15 protein-coding genes, 2 tRNA genes, 1 pseudogene and 1 riboswitch are annotated in these 16,159 nt (G+C 75.5%); of the genes and pseudogenes, 14 read left to right on the top strand and 4 right to left on the bottom strand.

All coding sequences use genetic code 11. From position 1 onward, the window contains the following. From AC2TEW_RS02765 to AC2TEW_RS02730, 8 genes and pseudogenes are all read left to right on the top strand, one after another. Positions 1 to 123: pseudogene (locus tag AC2TEW_RS02765) on the top strand (IS701 family transposase); the annotation flags it as partial. Positions 124 to 1,021: 898 nt separating this feature from the next. Continuing rightward, positions 1,022 to 2,629 carry a TROVE domain-containing protein gene (locus AC2TEW_RS02760; RefSeq protein ID WP_484621617.1) on the top strand — a complete coding sequence of 536 codons (1,608 nt, stop codon included), beginning with the start codon at positions 1,022 to 1,024 and terminating at the stop codon, positions 2,627 to 2,629. A 70-nt stretch (positions 2,630 to 2,699) separates the two neighbouring features. Continuing rightward, on the top strand, positions 2,700 to 3,935 hold the full coding sequence (gene lhgD / locus AC2TEW_RS02755; RefSeq protein ID WP_484621616.1) for an L-2-hydroxyglutarate dehydrogenase: 1,236 nt from the start codon (positions 2,700 to 2,702) through the stop codon (positions 3,933 to 3,935). 74 nt (positions 3,936 to 4,009) lie between these two features. Then, complete coding sequence (gene trmB, locus AC2TEW_RS02750; RefSeq protein WP_484621615.1) at positions 4,010 to 4,870, top strand: tRNA (guanosine(46)-N7)-methyltransferase TrmB; 861 nt, start codon at positions 4,010 to 4,012, stop codon at positions 4,868 to 4,870. 152 nt (positions 4,871 to 5,022) lie between these two features. Further along, positions 5,023 to 6,378, top strand: coding sequence for a PrsW family intramembrane metalloprotease (locus AC2TEW_RS02745; protein WP_484621614.1), 1,356 nt, complete (start codon positions 5,023 to 5,025; stop codon positions 6,376 to 6,378). Positions 6,379 to 6,404: 26 nt separating this feature from the next. After that, positions 6,405 to 6,478, top strand: a tRNA-Met gene (locus AC2TEW_RS02740). A 176-nt stretch (positions 6,479 to 6,654) separates the two neighbouring features. Continuing rightward, positions 6,655 to 6,728 (top strand) — tRNA-Met (locus AC2TEW_RS02735). A 577-nt stretch (positions 6,729 to 7,305) separates the two neighbouring features. Further along, positions 7,306 to 8,391, top strand: a complete 1,086-nt coding sequence (locus tag AC2TEW_RS02730; protein ID WP_484621613.1) for a hypothetical protein — start codon at positions 7,306 to 7,308, stop codon at positions 8,389 to 8,391. Between the two features lie 867 nt (positions 8,392 to 9,258). On the opposite strand, the gene AC2TEW_RS02725 is transcribed toward AC2TEW_RS02730, so the two are convergent. Both AC2TEW_RS02725 and AC2TEW_RS02720 read right to left on the bottom strand, forming a co-directional pair. Beyond that, positions 9,259 to 10,002: a sensor domain-containing protein gene (locus tag AC2TEW_RS02725; protein WP_484621612.1), complete on the bottom strand. Its 744-nt coding sequence runs from the start codon at positions 10,000 to 10,002 to the stop codon at positions 9,259 to 9,261. 25 nt (positions 10,003 to 10,027) lie between these two features. After that, complete coding sequence (locus tag AC2TEW_RS02720; protein ID WP_484621611.1) at positions 10,028 to 10,657, bottom strand: GNAT family N-acetyltransferase; 630 nt, start codon at positions 10,655 to 10,657, stop codon at positions 10,028 to 10,030. A gap of 50 nt (positions 10,658 to 10,707) precedes the next feature. On the opposite strand from AC2TEW_RS02720, the gene AC2TEW_RS02715 reads away from it, so the two are divergent. Continuing rightward, a complete protein-coding gene (locus AC2TEW_RS02715; protein WP_484621610.1) occupies positions 10,708 to 11,670 on the top strand; it encodes a hypothetical protein in 963 nt (320 codons plus the stop codon). A gap of 54 nt (positions 11,671 to 11,724) precedes the next feature. Here the strand turns inward: AC2TEW_RS02715 and AC2TEW_RS02710 are convergent, their stop codons facing one another. After that, positions 11,725 to 12,633 (bottom strand): M23 family metallopeptidase, encoded by a 909-nt coding sequence (locus tag AC2TEW_RS02710; RefSeq protein WP_484621609.1) that lies wholly within the window; start codon positions 12,631 to 12,633, stop codon positions 11,725 to 11,727. Between the two features lie 11 nt (positions 12,634 to 12,644). Further along, a riboswitch (cyclic di-AMP (ydaO/yuaA leader) is annotated at positions 12,645 to 12,807 on the bottom strand. 217 nt (positions 12,808 to 13,024) lie between these two features. On the opposite strand from AC2TEW_RS02710, the gene AC2TEW_RS02705 reads away from it, so the two are divergent. After that, positions 13,025 to 13,315 carry a YiaA/YiaB family inner membrane protein gene (locus AC2TEW_RS02705; protein WP_484621608.1) on the top strand — a complete coding sequence of 97 codons (291 nt, stop codon included), beginning with the start codon at positions 13,025 to 13,027 and terminating at the stop codon, positions 13,313 to 13,315. Positions 13,316 to 13,349: 34 nt separating this feature from the next. Here the strand turns inward: AC2TEW_RS02705 and AC2TEW_RS02700 are convergent, their stop codons facing one another. Continuing rightward, positions 13,350 to 13,559, bottom strand: a complete 210-nt coding sequence (locus AC2TEW_RS02700; RefSeq protein ID WP_484621607.1) for a tautomerase family protein — start codon at positions 13,557 to 13,559, stop codon at positions 13,350 to 13,352. A gap of 186 nt (positions 13,560 to 13,745) precedes the next feature. Between AC2TEW_RS02700 and AC2TEW_RS02695 the strand changes: the two genes are divergently transcribed. The 4 genes from AC2TEW_RS02695 to AC2TEW_RS02680 all read left to right on the top strand — a co-directional run bounded on the left by AC2TEW_RS02695 (position 13,746) and on the right by AC2TEW_RS02680 (position 15,939). Beyond that, positions 13,746 to 14,585 (top strand): alpha/beta fold hydrolase, encoded by an 840-nt coding sequence (locus AC2TEW_RS02695; protein ID WP_484621606.1) that lies wholly within the window; start codon positions 13,746 to 13,748, stop codon positions 14,583 to 14,585. After that, positions 14,585 to 15,166, top strand: coding sequence for a TetR/AcrR family transcriptional regulator (locus AC2TEW_RS02690; protein ID WP_484621605.1), 582 nt, complete (start codon positions 14,585 to 14,587; stop codon positions 15,164 to 15,166). The genes AC2TEW_RS02695 and AC2TEW_RS02690 overlap by 1 nt, the downstream gene beginning before the upstream one ends. Before the next feature lie 89 nt (positions 15,167 to 15,255). Continuing rightward, positions 15,256 to 15,471, top strand: coding sequence for a hypothetical protein (locus AC2TEW_RS02685; RefSeq protein ID WP_484621604.1), 216 nt, complete (start codon positions 15,256 to 15,258; stop codon positions 15,469 to 15,471). 261 nt (positions 15,472 to 15,732) lie between these two features. Continuing rightward, positions 15,733 to 15,939, top strand: a complete 207-nt coding sequence (locus AC2TEW_RS02680) for a hypothetical protein (protein WP_484621603.1) — start codon at positions 15,733 to 15,735, stop codon at positions 15,937 to 15,939. Positions 15,940 to 16,159 lie beyond the last annotated feature (220 nt).

Raw genomic sequence — 16,159 nt, 5'->3', positions numbered from 1 at the left:
ATCCGTCGCTACCCGGGCTGGTATCGGCACATCACCCTCGCCATGGCCGCCCACGCCTACCTGACAGTCATGCGGGCCCAGCAGCTCGAAAAGGGGCCGGACCGGCTCGAACGCCAGACCTGATCCCACTCACCGTCCCCGAGATCCGTCGACTGATCGCCCACCTCACCCGGCCCGTTCGCCGAAGCATCGCCCACGTCCTGCACTGGTCCCACTGGCGCCGACGACGCCAGCACCAGGCCCGGACCAGCCACTACAAGAGCCGAGGCAACACCCCAAGAGCTGATGCCTCGTCACGTTAAGCACCGTTGCAGTACTAGAGCCCGAGCGCTTCCGCCGGGCAGGCCCTAATTGCGGTGCGGGTCCGGCGGTGCATTGGCTACCGTCGTCCTCGTCCGGGTGCGCAGGCAGAGGCTCCTTCGGATCAGGCGGTCGCGGGTTCGAATCCCGCTGCCGGTTTCGACCGGTGTAGCTCAGCGGATAGAGCACCTGACTTTCATGCCCCTGCCGGCCGGTTCTCCGGACACCCCTCATTCCGGCGGCGGCCGGAGTGCGGGGGAAAAAATGAATGGTGACAGCCGGTCGTCGGATTCATGGTCCGGCGGCCGTCGGAAACAGGTCCGGGTGCGCAGGCCGGGGCTACTTCTCACGCCATGGGTCGCGGGTTCGAGCCCCGCCGCCGGTTTCGGCCGGTGTAGCTCAGCCGGGTAGAGCAATAGCCGACGCCCCTGCCGCCTCCGGTTCTCCGGATCCCGTCCGACACCAGCAGTCCCAGCACGTCCGCACCTCCCGGTGCGCCGGATACCGGCTACTTCCTCCAAGAAATCCGCCGGTACCCGCTTCCGATCTCGGGAGGCACAGCGCCGGTGCACCCGGTGCGAGGGCCGTGGTTACTTCCGTGGAGCGCCTTCGTGGCGCGTTGAAACGAAATTCACCGACCACGGCCCGGTCCGATCTCGGGTGCGCCGGCCTGCCTTCCCCTCGTCCGCCCCACCACATCCAGCAGCAGGGGGAGTTCCGCATGTCCCGATTCAACCTCCGCCGGGGAAAGGCGGGCCCCTCGGGCCCGTCGTCGCCGGTCGCGACCACCGGGCGGGTGACCGCCAACCACGAGCGCGGCGCCGGGTACCTGCGGGACGGGAAGTCGGAGCTCTTCCTGCTCGCCGTCGCCAACCTGGTCGGCCAGGACACCTTCTACGAGCGCGGCGGCAGCCGCGACGACCGCTACACCGCGCTGGTCCGGCGGTTCGCCGTCGAGGACCCGCAGTGGACCCTCGGCCTGCTGCGCTGGCTGCGGTCCGACGGCAACCTGCGCACCGCCTCGCTGGTCGGCGCCGCCGAGTTCACCCGGGCCCGGCTGGACGCCGGCGCCCCCGGGCACTCCCGGCAGGCCGTCGACGCGGTCCTGCAGCGCGCCGACGAGCCCGGCGAGCTGCTCGCCTACTGGACCTCCCGGTACGGCCGCGCGCTGCCGAAGCCGCTCAAGCGCGGCGTCGCCGACGCCACCCGCCGTCTCTACCACGGGCGTTCACTGCTGAAGTACGACACCGCGGGCAAGGGCTTCCGGTTCGGTGACGTCCTGGAGCTGACCCACCCCTCGCCCGACCCGGCCCGGCCCGGGCAGAGCGAGCTGTTCCGGTACGCGCTGGACCGCCGGCACCACCCGGAGACCGCGCAGCCGCCCGCCGCCGACCGTGCGCTGACCGCCCACCGGACGCTGCTCGCCCTGCCGGCCGCCGAACGGCGGGCGGTGGTGACCGGGCCGGACGGCGCCGAACGGCTGGCCGAGGCCGGGATGACCTGGGAGGCCCTGGCCGCCTGGCTGCAGGGACCGCTGGACGCCGCCGTCTGGGAGGCGATCATCCCCTCGATGGGGACCATGGCGCTGCTGCGCAACCTGCGCAACTTCGACCGCGCCGGGGTCCGCGACGAGGTCGCCGAGCAGGTCGCCCAGCGACTCTGCGACCCCCAGGAGGTGCGGCGCGCACGGCAGTTCCCGTTCCGCTACCTGGCGGCGTACCGGCACGCGCCCTCGCTGCGCTGGGCCCAGCCGCTGGAACGGGCGCTCGGCCACGCACTGGCCAACGTGCCCGCGCTGCCGGGCCGCACCCTGGTCCTGGTGGACCGCTCGGGCTCGATGTTCGACCGGCCCAGCGCGCAGACCATGCTCAACCGGGCGGACTCGGCCGCCGTCTTCGGCAGCGCGCTGGCCCTGCGGGCCGCCGACGCCGACCTGGTGGAGTTCGGCTCGACCAGCCGGCGCCTGGACATCGGCCCGGGCGACTCGGTGCTGCGGACCGTGGAGCGCTTCGGCGACCTCGGCGGCACCGACACCGCCGGCGCCGTCCGCGCCCACTACCGCGGACAGGACCGGGTGGTGATCGTCACCGACGAGCAGGCCTACGGCACCTGGCAGGGCGACCCGCTGGCGCCCGTACCGGCCCACGTCCCGGTCTACACCTGGAACCTGGCCGGGTACCGGACCGGGCACGCGCCGTCCGGCGGCGCGCAGCGCCACACCTTCGGCGGCCTCGGCGACGCCGCGTTCCGGCTGATCCCGCTGCTGGAGGCGGGCCGCGACGCCCACTGGCCGTGGCAGCAGGCCGGCCACGCACCGGACCGGCCGTAGCCGGAAACCCCCACCCGCGGCTCCCCACCGTGAAACCATCACGGTGGGGAGCAGGCGGAAAGGGGCCGCAGTGGGGTACGAGGTCGATGTGCTGGTGGTCGGCGGCGGGATCGTCGGACTGTCCACGGCGTACGCGCTGACCCGGGCCAGGCCCGGGATCGCGGTCGCGGTGCTGGAGAAGGAACCCGGCTTCGCCGCCCACCAGACCGGGCGCAACAGCGGCGTGATCCACAGCGGCGTCTACTACCGGCCGGGCTCGCTCAAGGCCCGGTACGCCACCGGCGGCGCCGCCGAGATGGTCGAGTTCTGCCGCGAACAGGGCATCGCGCACCAGGTCACCGGCAAGCTGATCGTGGCCACCGCCGGGGCCGAACTGCCCCGGCTGGCCGCGCTCGCCGACCGCGGCCGGGAGAACGGCATCCCGGTCACCGAGCTCGGCCCGGACGGCATCCGCGAGCACGAACCCCAGGTCACCGGCGTGGCCGGGCTGCACATCGGCACCACCGGCATCTGCGACTTCCCGGCCGTCGCCCGCGCCTACGCCCGGCTCGCCGAGGAGAAGGGCGCCGAACTGCGCACCGGCACCGAGCTGCGCGCCGTCGCCCGCCGGACGGACGGCATCACGGTGCAGACCTCGGCCGGCGAGCTGCGCTGCGGCGTCCTGGTGAACTGCGCGGGCCTGCACAGCGACCGGATCGCCCGGCTGGCCGGGGACGACCCGGGGGTGCGGATCGTCCCGTTCCGCGGCGAGTACTACGAACTCGCCGAGCACCGCCGCGACCTGGTCCGCGGCCTGGTCTACCCGGTGCCCGACCCGGCCTTCCCGTTCCTCGGCGTGCACCTCACCCGCGGTGTGCACGGCGACGTCCACGTCGGCCCGAACGCCGTCCCGGCACTGGCCCGGGAGGGCTACGACTGGCGCACCGTGAACGTCCGCGACCTGGCCGGGACGGCCGCCTTCCCGGGCACCTGGCAGATCGCCCGGCGCCACTGGCGCTACGAGGTCGGCGAGTTGCACCGCTCGCTGTCCAAGCGCGCGTTCACCGCCGCCGTGCGGCGGCTGCTTCCCGCCGTGACCGCCGCCGACCTGGTGCCCGCCACCGCCGGCGTCCGGGCCCAGGCGGTGGCCCGGGACGGCTCGCTGCTGGACGACTTCGCCTTCGCCGGGTTCGACCCGGACGACCCCGCGAGCGCCCGCCGCACCGTGCACGTGCTGAACGCGCCCTCCCCCGCCGCCACCGCCTCGCTGGGCATCGGCCGGGAGGTGGCCCGCCGGGCGCTGGCCGCCCTCGACGCCGGCGGCTGAACCGGCCGCCCGGCGTGAGGAATGCGTCACGCGCGGGTCCGGTCCCTCGCACGCCCCTTTAGACTTGGCCGATTGTGACTGCCACTGCCCCCAGCCCCCAGCTGCCCGAGACCGCCGCGCCCGACACCGAGCTGCGCCCCTCGGCCCGGCTCTCCGCCGCCCCGGCGGGATACCCGGCGCCGATGTACCCGCACAAGGCCACCGAGGAGCAGCACCGCGAGCACCGCATCCGCAGCTTCCAGCCGCGCCGCGGCCGGATGACCAAGGCCCAGGCCGGCGCGCTGGACCGCAGCTGGGAGCAGTACGGCTTCGCGATCGACGGCACCCCGCTGGACCTGGTGGAGCTGTTCGAGGGCCGCCCGGTCACCCTGGAGATCGGCTTCGGGATGGGCGACACCACCGCCGCCATGGCCGCCGCCGCCCCCGACCACGGCATCCTGGCCGCCGACGTGCACACCCCCGGCCACGGCAACCTGCTGCAGTTCCTCGAGCGGGACGACTCGCGCAACGTCCGGCTGGCCGCGGGCGACGCCGTCATCCTGATCCGCGACATGCTCCCCGACGCCTCGCTGGCGGGCCTGCGGGTGTACTTCCCGGACCCGTGGCCCAAGCCCAAGCACCACAAGCGCCGCCTGATCCAGCAGTCCTTCCTGGACCTGGTGCTGCCGCGGCTGGCACCCGGCGCCCTGGTGCACTGCGCCACCGACTGGGAGGAGTACGCCGAGCAGATGCTGCAGGTGCTCTCCGCCTCGGCCGAGCTGGAGAACCTGCACCCCGAGGGTGACGGCACCGGCTGGCTGGAGCCCGCCGACCACCCCGCGGGCAGCGTCCCCGGCTACGCCCCGCGCCCCGGCTGGCGGCCGATGACCAAGTTCGAGCGCACCGGACTCGCCAAGGGCCACGTCGTCCACGACCTGCTGTTCCGCCGCCGCTGAAGCGGGCCCGGTCGGCGGCCTGACCGGCCGCCGGGGGAGTGCGCGGCGGGCCGCGCACACTCCGCCGCCACACCGCTACCACAGGTGAGAAAATCGGTAGCGAATGTTCCGCACTCTCCCCTTCCGCGGACCGGGTCCCCTACTCTTTCGGCGTGAGCTGTCCGCCCGCGGGCAGCGCGTCGGCCCCGGCGTCGCCCGCCGCGGGCCCCGACGCCGCCGCCGCAGCCGACCGGTCCACGCATGCCGACGCCACCCGGCGGATCCCGGGGCCGCGGGTGCGGCGGGCCCCCGTGCCGCTGCCCCGGCGGACCGAACGGCTGCTGCGCCACCGCCCCGGCCTGGCCCGGCTGCCGGCCCGGCTGGCCTCACTGCGACGGCCGGCGCTCTCCTCCGCCCTCGCCGCCTGCGCCCTGGCCGGCTCGGGCGTGCTGATCCTCCACCTGGTCCAGCGGCAGACCGGCACCACCGGACTGCTGGTCGGGCTCGCGCTGGCGATACTCCCGCTGCCCTTCGTCCTCGGCTCGCTGGCCTGGCTGAACCGCACGGCACGGGTCCCGCTGCGGCACATCCTGTTCTGCCTCGCCTGGGGCGCCTGCGCGGCGACCACCGTCGCGATCATGGCCAACGGCTGGGCCAGCGACTTCCTGATCGCCCACCAGGGCCCGGCCCGCGGCGAGACCCTGGTCGCGGAGTTCGCCACCCCGCTGATCGAGGAGAGCGCGAAGGCCGCGGCGCTGCTCCTGCTGCTGCTGCCGTTCCACCGCCGGCTGCGCTGCCGCACCGAGGACACCTGCGCCCTGCTGGCGGGCCGCGGGCCGGGGTCCGGGGCCGGCCGGCCCCGGCGGCCCGGCGCACCGCCGTGGCGGGCCCGGGCCAGGCTGCGCCCACTGCCGTACTTCCGCCCGGCCCCGCCCGGCAGCCGCGCCCGGTCCAGCCCGCGCACCCTGACCGCCGGCACCCTGCTGGGCTCGGTCACCGCCTGCGGTTTCGCCTTCACCGAGAACGCCCTCTACCTGGGCCGCGCCTTCACCGACGACCAGCAGGCCCGGCTGGACAACATCGGCCTCGGCGACGCCCCCAGCCTGCGCGACTTCGACAGCACCGTGCACACCTTCGTCCTGCGCGGACTGCTGTCACCGTTCGCCCACCCGCTGTTCACCGCGCTCACCGGCCTCGGCGTCGCGGTCGCCCTGACCACCGCCCGCCGCTGGACGGCCCGGCTCGCGGCGCCCGGCGGACTGCTGCTGGCGATCACCCTGCACGGCAGCTGGAACGCGGCGGCCGGGCTCGGCACCGACGGCTTCCTGCTGGTGTACGCGCTGGTGATGGTGCCCTGCTTCGCGGCGCTGGTCTGCTTCTCCGTCTGGGCCAGGACCAGGGCCTCCCGGCAGCCCGTCCGGCCGGTGGCCGCGAAGGCGGCGACGGTGGAGGCGGCGGGGGCGGCGGGGGCGGCGGCAGTGGTGGAGGCGGTGGCGGCCGGCCGGGAATCGGATTTCCCTTCCGCTTGACTCTCCCGTACTGTGAGGTTCACCGACGCGGGGTGGAGCAGCTCGGTAGCTCGCTGGGCTCATAACCCAGAGGTCGCAGGTTCAAATCCTGTCCCCGCTACTCAGTAGCACGAAGGCCCGGCAGACCAGTCTGCCGGGCCTTCGCCGTTCCCCGGGCGGTTCGGACCGGGACGGCCCCCAGGCCGGGGCCGCCGACCCCGGCGGGGAGACGGACGGGGCGCGCCGGGAATCGGATTTCCCTTCTGCCCGGCACTCCCGTACCGTGGGGTTCACCGACGCGGGGTGGAGCAGCTCGGTAGCTCGCTGGGCTCATAACCCAGAGGTCGCAGGTTCAAATCCTGTCCCCGCTACTCAGTAGCACGAAGGCCCGGCAGACCAGTCTGCCGGGCCTTCGCCGTTCCCGGCGGCCATAAATCCGTTGCCCTCCTCGGAGGTGCGTGCCTACAGTGGCGGCACACTGAAAGGAGGTGATCCTGAGTTGAGTTTCATCAGGATGCGTGAGGTGGCTGCTCGCTAGAGCCGCCCCTGCCTGCGCGGGGTGAGGCCGTACGGCCTCCGGCGGAGGCGTAATCCCAAGCAGTCACCCGGCCCGTGGGCGCACCGGTACATCCCCGGTGCCTCGGCGGCCGGGCCCCTCGGGGCCCGGCGTCGAGGAGCGCAGCCCACGGGCCGTCTGCATGTCCGCACGCGCTCCGCGGACGCCGGCGGCCGGCGGCGGGCGTGAGCCGGCGGGCGTGAGCCGGGGTGGGCGCCCCGGCCGGGCCGGGGCTCCGGCGGCAGGTCCGCGATCCGGTGGGCGGGTCCACCGGGACCGGGACGGTACGTCCCCGATCGGCCGTGCTCCGCGGCCGGTTCCGGCCCGCCGGGCGGGTCCCGCCGCGGGCCGGATCGGCTACAGTCGCAGCGACCTGACGGACCGTGACGGGGGTGGAGTCGGTGGAGCTGGAGCGCGGTGGCGAGCCGGTACCGGCGGTGAAGATCGCACTGGGCGGGGTGCTGGCGGCCGGGGTGGCCGGGCTCGTGCTGTTCGCCTCGGCCTCGGCGCACTGGGCGGCGGCGCTCGGCGGCGGACTGATGGTGGCGGCGACCTTCGCGGTCGGGGGCGGGCTGCTGGGGTTCCTGTTCGGCGTTCCCCGGCTGCTGACCAGCGGCGCGGCCGCGCACCCGGAGGACCCCGCGGCCACCTCCACGGCGAGCTACGCGCCCAACACCAACCTGGAGCAGGTCTCCGACTGGCTGACCAAGATCCTGCTCGGCGCGGGCCTGACCCAGATCGGGACGGTCCCGCAGCGGCTGCGCGAGCTCGGCCGGGCGCTCGCCCCGGTGGTGGGCGGCGGGCCGGGCTCGGCCGGGTTCGCGGCGGCGCTCGGGGTGTACTTCAGCGTGGTCGGCTTCCTGAGCGGGTGGCTGCTGACCCGGCTGCTGCTGGCCAAGGCGCTGTCGGCCGCCGACCGGCAGACCCTGGCGGACTCGGTGAACAAGACCGTCGTCGCCGCTCCGACGCTCGGTTTCACCCCCGAGCAGGTCCGCGACCTGTTCGGCACGGGCGTCGAGGGCCTGCGGGTCCAGGCGCTGGCGCTGCTGCAGGGCGCCCCCGACGCGCGGAACCTGGACCTGATCGTCACCGCGATCGACCGCCACCTCTCGGCCTTCGAACTGCTCCAGGCCCTGCTCGCGGCCCGGGCCGCCACCGACCTGCCCGACCTGACCGCGGAGCAGCGTACGGCGCTGCGCGACGCGGTCCGCTACAAGATGCGCAACTCCCGGAACGTGCCGCCGTACTCGCGGCGGCGCGCGGTCGCGGAGGAGGTGCTCAGACGGCTTCCGGAGCCGGCCGGCGCCGGGTCCGTCCCGGCCGGGCCGCCGCCGAGCGGTCCGGCGTCCGCCGGGGAGTCCACGGCTCCGGCCGTTCCGGCCCCGGACGCTGCGGGCCCGACGGGCGCGGCTCCGACACCTGCGGGTCCGACGCCCGCCGGTCCGACGGCTCCCGGTTCCGTACCGGCTCCGCGCTGACCGCCGCGGCGGCTGCCCGGCGGCGGTGGTCGGCCGCGCGCAGCACCAGCACCCGGTGGGTGACCGGCCGCCCGTAGCGCCGGACCTCGGTGCTGACCCGGCACCGGCCCAGGTCCGCGCGCAGCTCGTCCAGGTCGGGGAAGCGGCGGCCGGTGGAGTCGTGCAGCGGGTGGATCCGCACCTCGCCCGCCGGGTCGGTGACCCGGACCAGTTCGAGCAGGGCGGCGAGCCGGTCGGCCGGGGGGAACAGCTCGGGGTAGGCGAACAGCAGGTAGCTGCTGAGGGTGAGGGCGAACACCCCGTCCGCGAACGGGAGTCGGGGCAGCGCGGCGGCCACGTAGTGCTCCGGGTGGGCGGCCGCGTCCGCGGCGAACAGCTCCCGGGCCCGGTCCCAGCTGCGCAGGTAGCGGTCGGCCCGCCGGCCACGGGGGAGGTGGCGCGCGGGGTCCGCGCCGATGGCCTCGGCCATCCGCTGCCGCCCGGCCCGGGCCGCCGCGGCGAGGGCGGGCGGCGGCACCGCGTACCCGGGGTCGACGGCGACCGCCCGGCAGCCGAGCGCGCCGGCCTCGGCCACCAGTCCGGCCGCGCCGCCCGGGCAGTCGAGCAGCGGCCCGGGGAGGGCGCGCAGGGCGGCGCGGGTAAGGCCGAACAGGCCGCAGTACTCGTCCAGCGACCGCGAGGTGACCAGGACGGACGACATGGCGGCTCCTGGCGGTTGCTGGGCCGGGCGGACCCGGGCCGGGCGCGGGGCGGGCCGTCCCAGCCGATCACGCCGGCCGCCGGTCCGCCCGCCGGCCGGACCGAACGGGCACCGGGGAGCGCGGCAATACCCCCGCCGGGCCCGGCGGGGGTATCGCCCCGGTGGTGTCAGCGGGCGCCGAGCAGGCCGCGGGCGGCGAGGCGGTGGACGTTGGTGAGGCCGTGGACGATCTTCGGGGTGAGGACCACCAGCACCAGCCCGATCAGCGAGACACCGGCGATCTGGTACGGCGAGGTGATGTAGTACGTGTGGTAGTCGCCGTGGCTGCCGGTGTACTCGACCACCCGGTAGCCGGGCCAGCCCAGGTAGCGCTTGAAGACCCAGTGGTAGAGCGGGTAGAGCGCGACCACCCACCCGGTGACCAGGAAGGTCACGGTGATGATGAAGGTGGCGACCGCCCACGGGAACATCACCACCTGGTACAGCACCGCCCGCCAGCCCGCCGCGTCCGCGAGCCGGGCGGTGACGGCGCCCCAGAAGCCGCGCCGGGACGGCCGGACCGGCGCGGGGGCGGTGACCTCGGTGGCCAGCAGGGTGCGCAGGCGTTCGCGGTCCAGCGCGCCGAGGCCGCGGGCGGAGGTGAGCAGCAGCGCGAGCAGCGGCAGGCCGACGGCGGTGACCAGCAGCCCCGTCCCGACCGCGAACAGCGTGACGACCAGGACGAAGCCGATCACCGCGACCGGCAGCCCGGTGACCACGAACCCCACCTCGCGGTAGGTCGCCGCACTGAACGGGGCCTTCCAGAAGGCCGGCCGCTCGTCGGGCCGGTGGTCGGGACGGCGGTCGGCGCGGATGCCGTGGGCGGCGGTGCTGGTGGTCATCTCGGGCCCCTCGAGTTCGTCCGTACTCACGGGTCCTACGGTGCCAAAGCCGCGCTCAGCGGGGTATCCGGTGCGCTGCCGGATCGGGGGTGGGGTTCTCCCCACCCCCCGGGCGGGCCGGGGCCCCGGGATCCGGGCGCCACTCGTGCTCCAGCAGCGAGTACTGGTCGGAGTCGAGCCAGCGGCCGGCCCGGCAGAGGTCGTGCCGGATCCGGCCCTCCCGGTGGAATCCGGCCCTGGTCAGCACCCGGGCGCAGGCCAGGTTGCCGGGGTCGGTGCGGGCGGCCAGCCGGTGCAGGCCGAGCCGGGCGAAGCCGAGCCGGCAGAGCAGTCCGGTGATCTCGCCGGCGTAGCCGAGGCCCCAGGTGTCCCGGCGCAGCGCGAAGCCGAGCTGCGCCGCCCGGTCGCCCTCGAGGGTGAGGGCGGCGGTGCCGATGGCGGGCGCGTGCTCGCCGTCGGCCCGGCGGCGGACGGCGAGGCGGTAGACGGTGCGGGGCTCGCGTTCGGCCTCCTCCAGGTACAGCTCGATCTGGTCGGCGCAGTCCTCGAAGCCGTACGGCTCGAAGGCGAGATGGCGGACGGTGTCCGGGTCGCCGAGGACCGCGTGCAGGGCCGCCACCTCCTGCGGGGTGTGGGCGTACTCGCGCAGGGTCAGCCGGGGGCCGGACAGCCGTACCTGGTCCATGGCGCCCGACCCTACCCGGGCGGCCGCCGGGCACCGGCTACGGTTTGTCCGTGAATGACGAAGATCTGCAGCTCATCCCGCACACCCGCGCCGCCGACCTGCTCGCCGCCGCGGCCGAGGCCGGGCGGCCCGCCGTGCCCGAGGAGGCGCTGCGGACGGTGCTGGCGCTGCTGGAGCTGAGTGGCGCCCGGATGCACGACGGCTACCCGGAGCTGAGCTCGGCGCTGCTGGAGCAGCTGCTGTACGAGCGGCTCTACCTGTACGTGCAGCCCGACCTGTCCGGACAGCCGGACGCCGACGGGCAGCCGGGCGGCGACGGGCGGTCGGGCGGCGCGCAGGGGTACGGCGACGCGGTGCTGGCGCTGATCGAGCACCAGCGGGCGGCCCGGCGGCTGAACACCAAGCGGTACGAGCGGCTGCGAGAGGAGGCCGAGTGGCAGGGCGAGGTGCTGGGCGGGCTGCTGCGCCGGTCCGACCTGGTGACCTGGCCCCGGCTGTACGCCCTGCTGCTGCGCGCGGACGGGGTGGACACCGCCGATCCGGAGGCGGTGCGCGGCTGGCTGGACGCCTTCCGGGAGCTGACGGCCGAGCAGCGCCTGGCGGTGTACGCGGCGGCGCCCGGTCTGGAGCCGGAGGAGCGGGACGGCGGCTGGGGCCCGACCCGGCTGCTGATGATCGGGATGGCCACCGACGGCGCCCGGCTGCTGCTGGAGCAGGGTCTGATGCAGCGCAGCTACCGCAATCTGGCCGAGCTGACGGCGCTCGGCCGCCCGATGCCCGAGGAGCTGGCGGGCGACTTCGACGGCTTCGAGGCCGCGGTCACCGTCGAGGCGCTGCGGCTGTACGGCGAGTGGACGGTGCCCGGGCTGCCGGCGCTGCTGGTCGAGGAGTACCCGGACCTGGCGCCGGAGCCCGGCAACGAGGAGATCGAGGAGTACCTGGCCGCCCGCGAGGCGGCGGCGCAGGAGGCCGCCGACGCCGAGGGCGACGCCGGGCCGTGGCCCGCCGGTTGAGGCGTCGGCCCACGGGTCGAGGCGGTGGCCCGCCCGTCGGGTCGGGGCGGCGGCCTACGGGTTGAGGCCGTGTGCCTGCAGCCAGGCCAGCGGGTCGACGGGGGCGCCGCCGCCGGGGCGGACCTCCAGGTGCAGGTGCGGTCCGGTGACGGTGCCGGTGGCGCCGACCGCGCCGAGCACCGTACCGGGGGCGACCTCGCCCGCGGCGGTGGCGATCCGGGAGAGGTGGCAGTACCAGATCTCGGTGCCGTCGGGCAGGGTCTGGATCACCCGGTAGCCGTGCGGGCCGGACCAGCCCGCCGAGGTGACGGTGCCGGCGGCGACCGCGCCGACCGGGGCGCCGGTGCGGGCGGCGAAGTCGAGGCCGGTGTGCAGGTGGGCCCAGTAGGAGCCGGACTGCCCGTAGTGCGCGGTCAGGGTGTAGCCGGTGACCGGGAGGGCGAGCGGGGCGCCGGGCTGCACGGCCGGCTGCGGGGCGGCGGCGGGCGCGGGCTGCTGCGGCTGGGTCTGCGGGGTCTGCTGCCGGGCGGCGGTCTCGTACGCGGCGAGCTGGGCGGCCCGCTTGGCCTCGGCGTCCTGGGCGGCGGCGAGCCGGGCGTCCTCCTGCTCGGCGGCGGCGCGGCCGTCGGCCTGCTGCTGGATCCGGGCGGCGAGCGCGAGGCCCGGGTCGGCGGCGGACGGGGCGCCGTCGCCGGCGGCGTCGGCGGCCGTGACCGCGGGTGCGGGCACCGGCGCGGCCTGGGCGGGGGTGGCGGCGCCGAAGCCGGTGGCGCCGAGGGCCGCGGTCATCGCGGTGACGCCGAGCAGCGGTCCGCCGCTCCTGGCCTGACGGGGCATCCGGTGCCGGGAGGCGTCCGCGCCCAGGTCCACCGGGTGGCCCTCCACCGGGTGGGGGCGGTCCCCCGGGTGGTCGAGCAGCTGGGTGCCTGCGGCCGTGCCCTGGAGCGGGTGCGTCGACGCCACTGAGGCGTGCTCCTTTCCTTCCCTCTCGCCGACCGGGTTAGCTGACGGGTTCGGAGCAGGAAGGTCTCCTACGGCCGGGCCGGGGCCCCGCCGATTCACCCCAAGGAACGTGGTTCCCCGGCTCCCCGGGCCCGCCGGTTGAGGGCGTGCCCGCGGATTGAGCGATGGCGCACGGTGCCGTCTGGCTACGGCGTTTCGTACCGCGCTGCGTTATCGAAAGTTAATCCCATGAGGGCCATGATTCCAAGCGCCCTGGACAACACTTTGGCACCCGAACCGGGCGCCCGGGGCGGTTCACCCGGATTCGGCCCGCCGGCGGTGACGGACCGCTACCGACCGGTTGAGTATCCGTACTCATGTGCCGGAAAGGCGAGTTGGAGAACCTACCGGCATGACCGCAAAGATGCAGACCAGGACCACGGCGGCGTACTTCGGCCAGGCCGTGGTCTCCTTCGCACTCGCCACCTCGGCCCTGGCGATCGGGATCGCCTATCTCCCGGTCAACGCCTGGATGCGCGGATTCCTCGCCGTCGGCCTGCTGTACGAGATCACCTCGGCGTTCACGCTGGCGAAGGTGATCCGCGACCGCCAGGAGGCGGACGAGCTGACCAGCCGGGTGGACCAGGCCAGGCTGGACAAGCTGCTCGCCGAGCACGACCCGTTCCGGGTCGAGGGCGCCTGAACCCGGGCGGCCGGCCGGACGGGCCGCCGGGGCGTCACGCGCCCCCGGACTCCTTCGCCTTCCGCACCGCGAAGGTCTCGCCGCCGGCCGACCAGTGGGTCGGCGGGATCTCCTCCACCGCGACCCAGATCTTCTCCGGATCCACCCCGGTCACCCTGGCGTACGCCTCGGTCAGGGCACGGGTGATCTCGGCGTTCTGGTCGTCGCTGCGGCCGGACAGCTGCTTGACGTTGATGAAGGGCACGACGCCTCCTGGCGCTCGAACCGGCGGGCGGGGCCGGTACCCGGGACCGTGATCACCCGCACGCTACCCCAGGGCCGCGGATGCCCCCGTGGCACCCTTGACGGCTAAGGCTATTAGCATTAGCTTTGTGGTCACGGGAGCTCGCCGGACCGGCCGGGCATCCGCCGAGGAGCCCAGGAGGCAGCGATGAACAGCACCGTCACCCAGTACGTCACCGTTCCCGGCGGCCGGATCGCCTTCGACGACTCGGCGGCCGGGTCCGCCGGGTCCGGCGCCGCCGCCGGGTCCGTGCCGGTCGTGCTGCTGCCCGGGATGCTGGACCGGCGCGCCACCTACCGCCACCTGGTCCCGCTGCTGACCGCCGCCGGCCACCGGGTGATCACCATGGACCTGCGCGGCCTCGGCGACTCCTCGACCGGCTTCACCGACCACTCCCCGGCCGCGATCGCCACGGACGTCGTCGCCCTGCTCGACCACCTGGGCATCGGGCGCGCCGTCCTGGCCGGCAACTCCTACACCGGCGCCACCGTGGTCAAGGTGGCCGGCGACCGGCCCGAGCTGGTGGCCGGGATCGTGCTGATCGACGCCTTCATCGAGAACCTCCCGCCGAACGCCTTCCAGAAGGCGCTGGTCAAGACGCTCGGTGCGGCCCTGGTGCAGTTCCCCGCCCTGTGGGGCGCCGCGCAGAAGCTCTACTTCCCCACCGCGCGCCCCGCCGACTTCGACGCCTACCGCGCCGGGCTGGTCGCGATGCTGCGCGAGCCGGGCCGCAAGGCCGCCACCCGGGGCTACGTCTCCGGCGACTCCGCCCCGGTCGGCTGGACCGCCGCGGTGACCTGCCCGGCCCTGGTGCTGATGGGCACCAAGGACGTCGACTTCCCGGACCCCGAGCTGGTGGCCGACCGCCAGGCGGCCGCGCTGAAGGGCCGTAAGGTGATGATCGACGGCGGCGGCCACTACCCGATGGCGGGCTTCCCGCAGGCCACCGCCGATGCTCTGCTCCCCTTCCTGCACGAGGTCGCCTGATGCCCAGGGCCGGACTCACCCCCGCCGCCGTCGTCGACCACGCCCTGGCCCTGCTCGACGAGCAGGGCGGCGAAGCCCTCACGCTCGCCGCCGTCGCCGCCCGGGCCAAGGTCGCCACCCCTTCGCTGTACAAGCACGTGCCCGGCGGCCTGGCCGAACTGCGCCGGCTGATCGCCGTCCGGGTCACCGAGGAACTGGCCGACCGGCTGGGCGCCGCCGCCCTCGGGCGCAGCACGGACGAGGCCGTGGAGGCACTGGTGGCGGCGTACGTCCGCTACGCCCGCGAGCACCCCGAGCGGTACGCGGCGATACCGCAGGCGCCCGATCCGGCCGACCCCGCGCTGACCGCGGCGGCCACCCGGCTGGTCGAGGTGGTGATGGCGGTGCTGCGCGGCTACGGGCTGACCGGGTCGGAGGCGGTGCACGCGACCCGCACCGTCCGGGCCGTGGCGCACGGCTTCGCCTCGCTGACCACCGGCGGCGGCTTCCAACTGGCGGAGGACCTGACGGTGACCCAGCAGCGGGTGACCGGCGTCCTGACGGCGGGGCTGCGGGACTGGCCCGGCCGGGCGCCCGCCTGAGTCCGGCCGCGGGCCGGGCCCGCCGCCGGGCGCGGGGCAGGCGCTGGGCCACCCGTGTCCTGACGGGGCCGTCGGGCGTTGGGCAGGGCATGAAGAAGCGAAGCATGCTCGCCGTCGCCTCCCTCGCCGTGGGTGTGGTGGCCTCCCTGACCGCCCCCAGCGCGCACGCGGCCCCCGCCGGCGACCGTGGCCCGGTCCCGGACGCGATCACCGCCCCCGACGTCCCGGTCGACCTGCTCGGCACCGTCTCCGGCGGCAGCCCCGACCTGGACGGCCTGGACGGCCTGCCGGGGATCCAGGCCTGACCGGCCCCGCCCGCCCGACCTGCTCCTGGGCCACCCGGACCACCGGGTGGCCCTCGTGCTGTCCGCCGCCACCGGCCCCGATCCGCCGCACGTCCGCCGCTGACCGGAACCGACCCGGGACGACCGGTTCCTGACCGTGGCCGACCGGGCGCCGGTATGGCTTCGGGTGGGTTTCGAGACCGTTCCGTCACAGTCCGCGGGTGAGACTTGGTGGGTACCCGGACGCTCCCAGCGCTCCGGCAGCCCCGAGGACGTGGACAGATGCCCCAGACCGTGGAGCCCTCCCGGACCGCCGCCGGACTGGTCCCCGCCCAGCGGACCGGCACCGCCCGCCCGGGCGCCCCCGCGGCCGGCGCCACCACGGGCGGCCACCTCGCCCGGGCGTACGCCGTGGCCCGCGGCCTGCGCGCGCTGCGCCCGGTCCCGGCCCGCGCCCAGGAGCCGTACGGCGCGTCGGACGGCCAGTAGTCCATCCCCTCGGTTCCGCCCGGCTGCCCGTCGCGGCCGTGCCGGTGACCGAGTGCGACGCCCGGCCGGAGCCCGTCGCAGCGCTGCCGCCGGGGTGCGCCCGGGTGGCCGGAGCCGGCGTGCGGCCCGGGACGGCCGGGACGGGGCCACCGGGCGAGGAGCAGTTCCGGCTGATCATCGGATCGAGGGCGCCGGGCGGGACGCCCCGTGTACGCCGTCA

This window comes from Kitasatospora sp. NEAU-CNBT7, assembly GCF_057220535.1.
The sequence above is the reverse complement of the archived record's forward strand: the minus strand, read 5'-3'. Positions and strand labels throughout refer to the sequence as shown.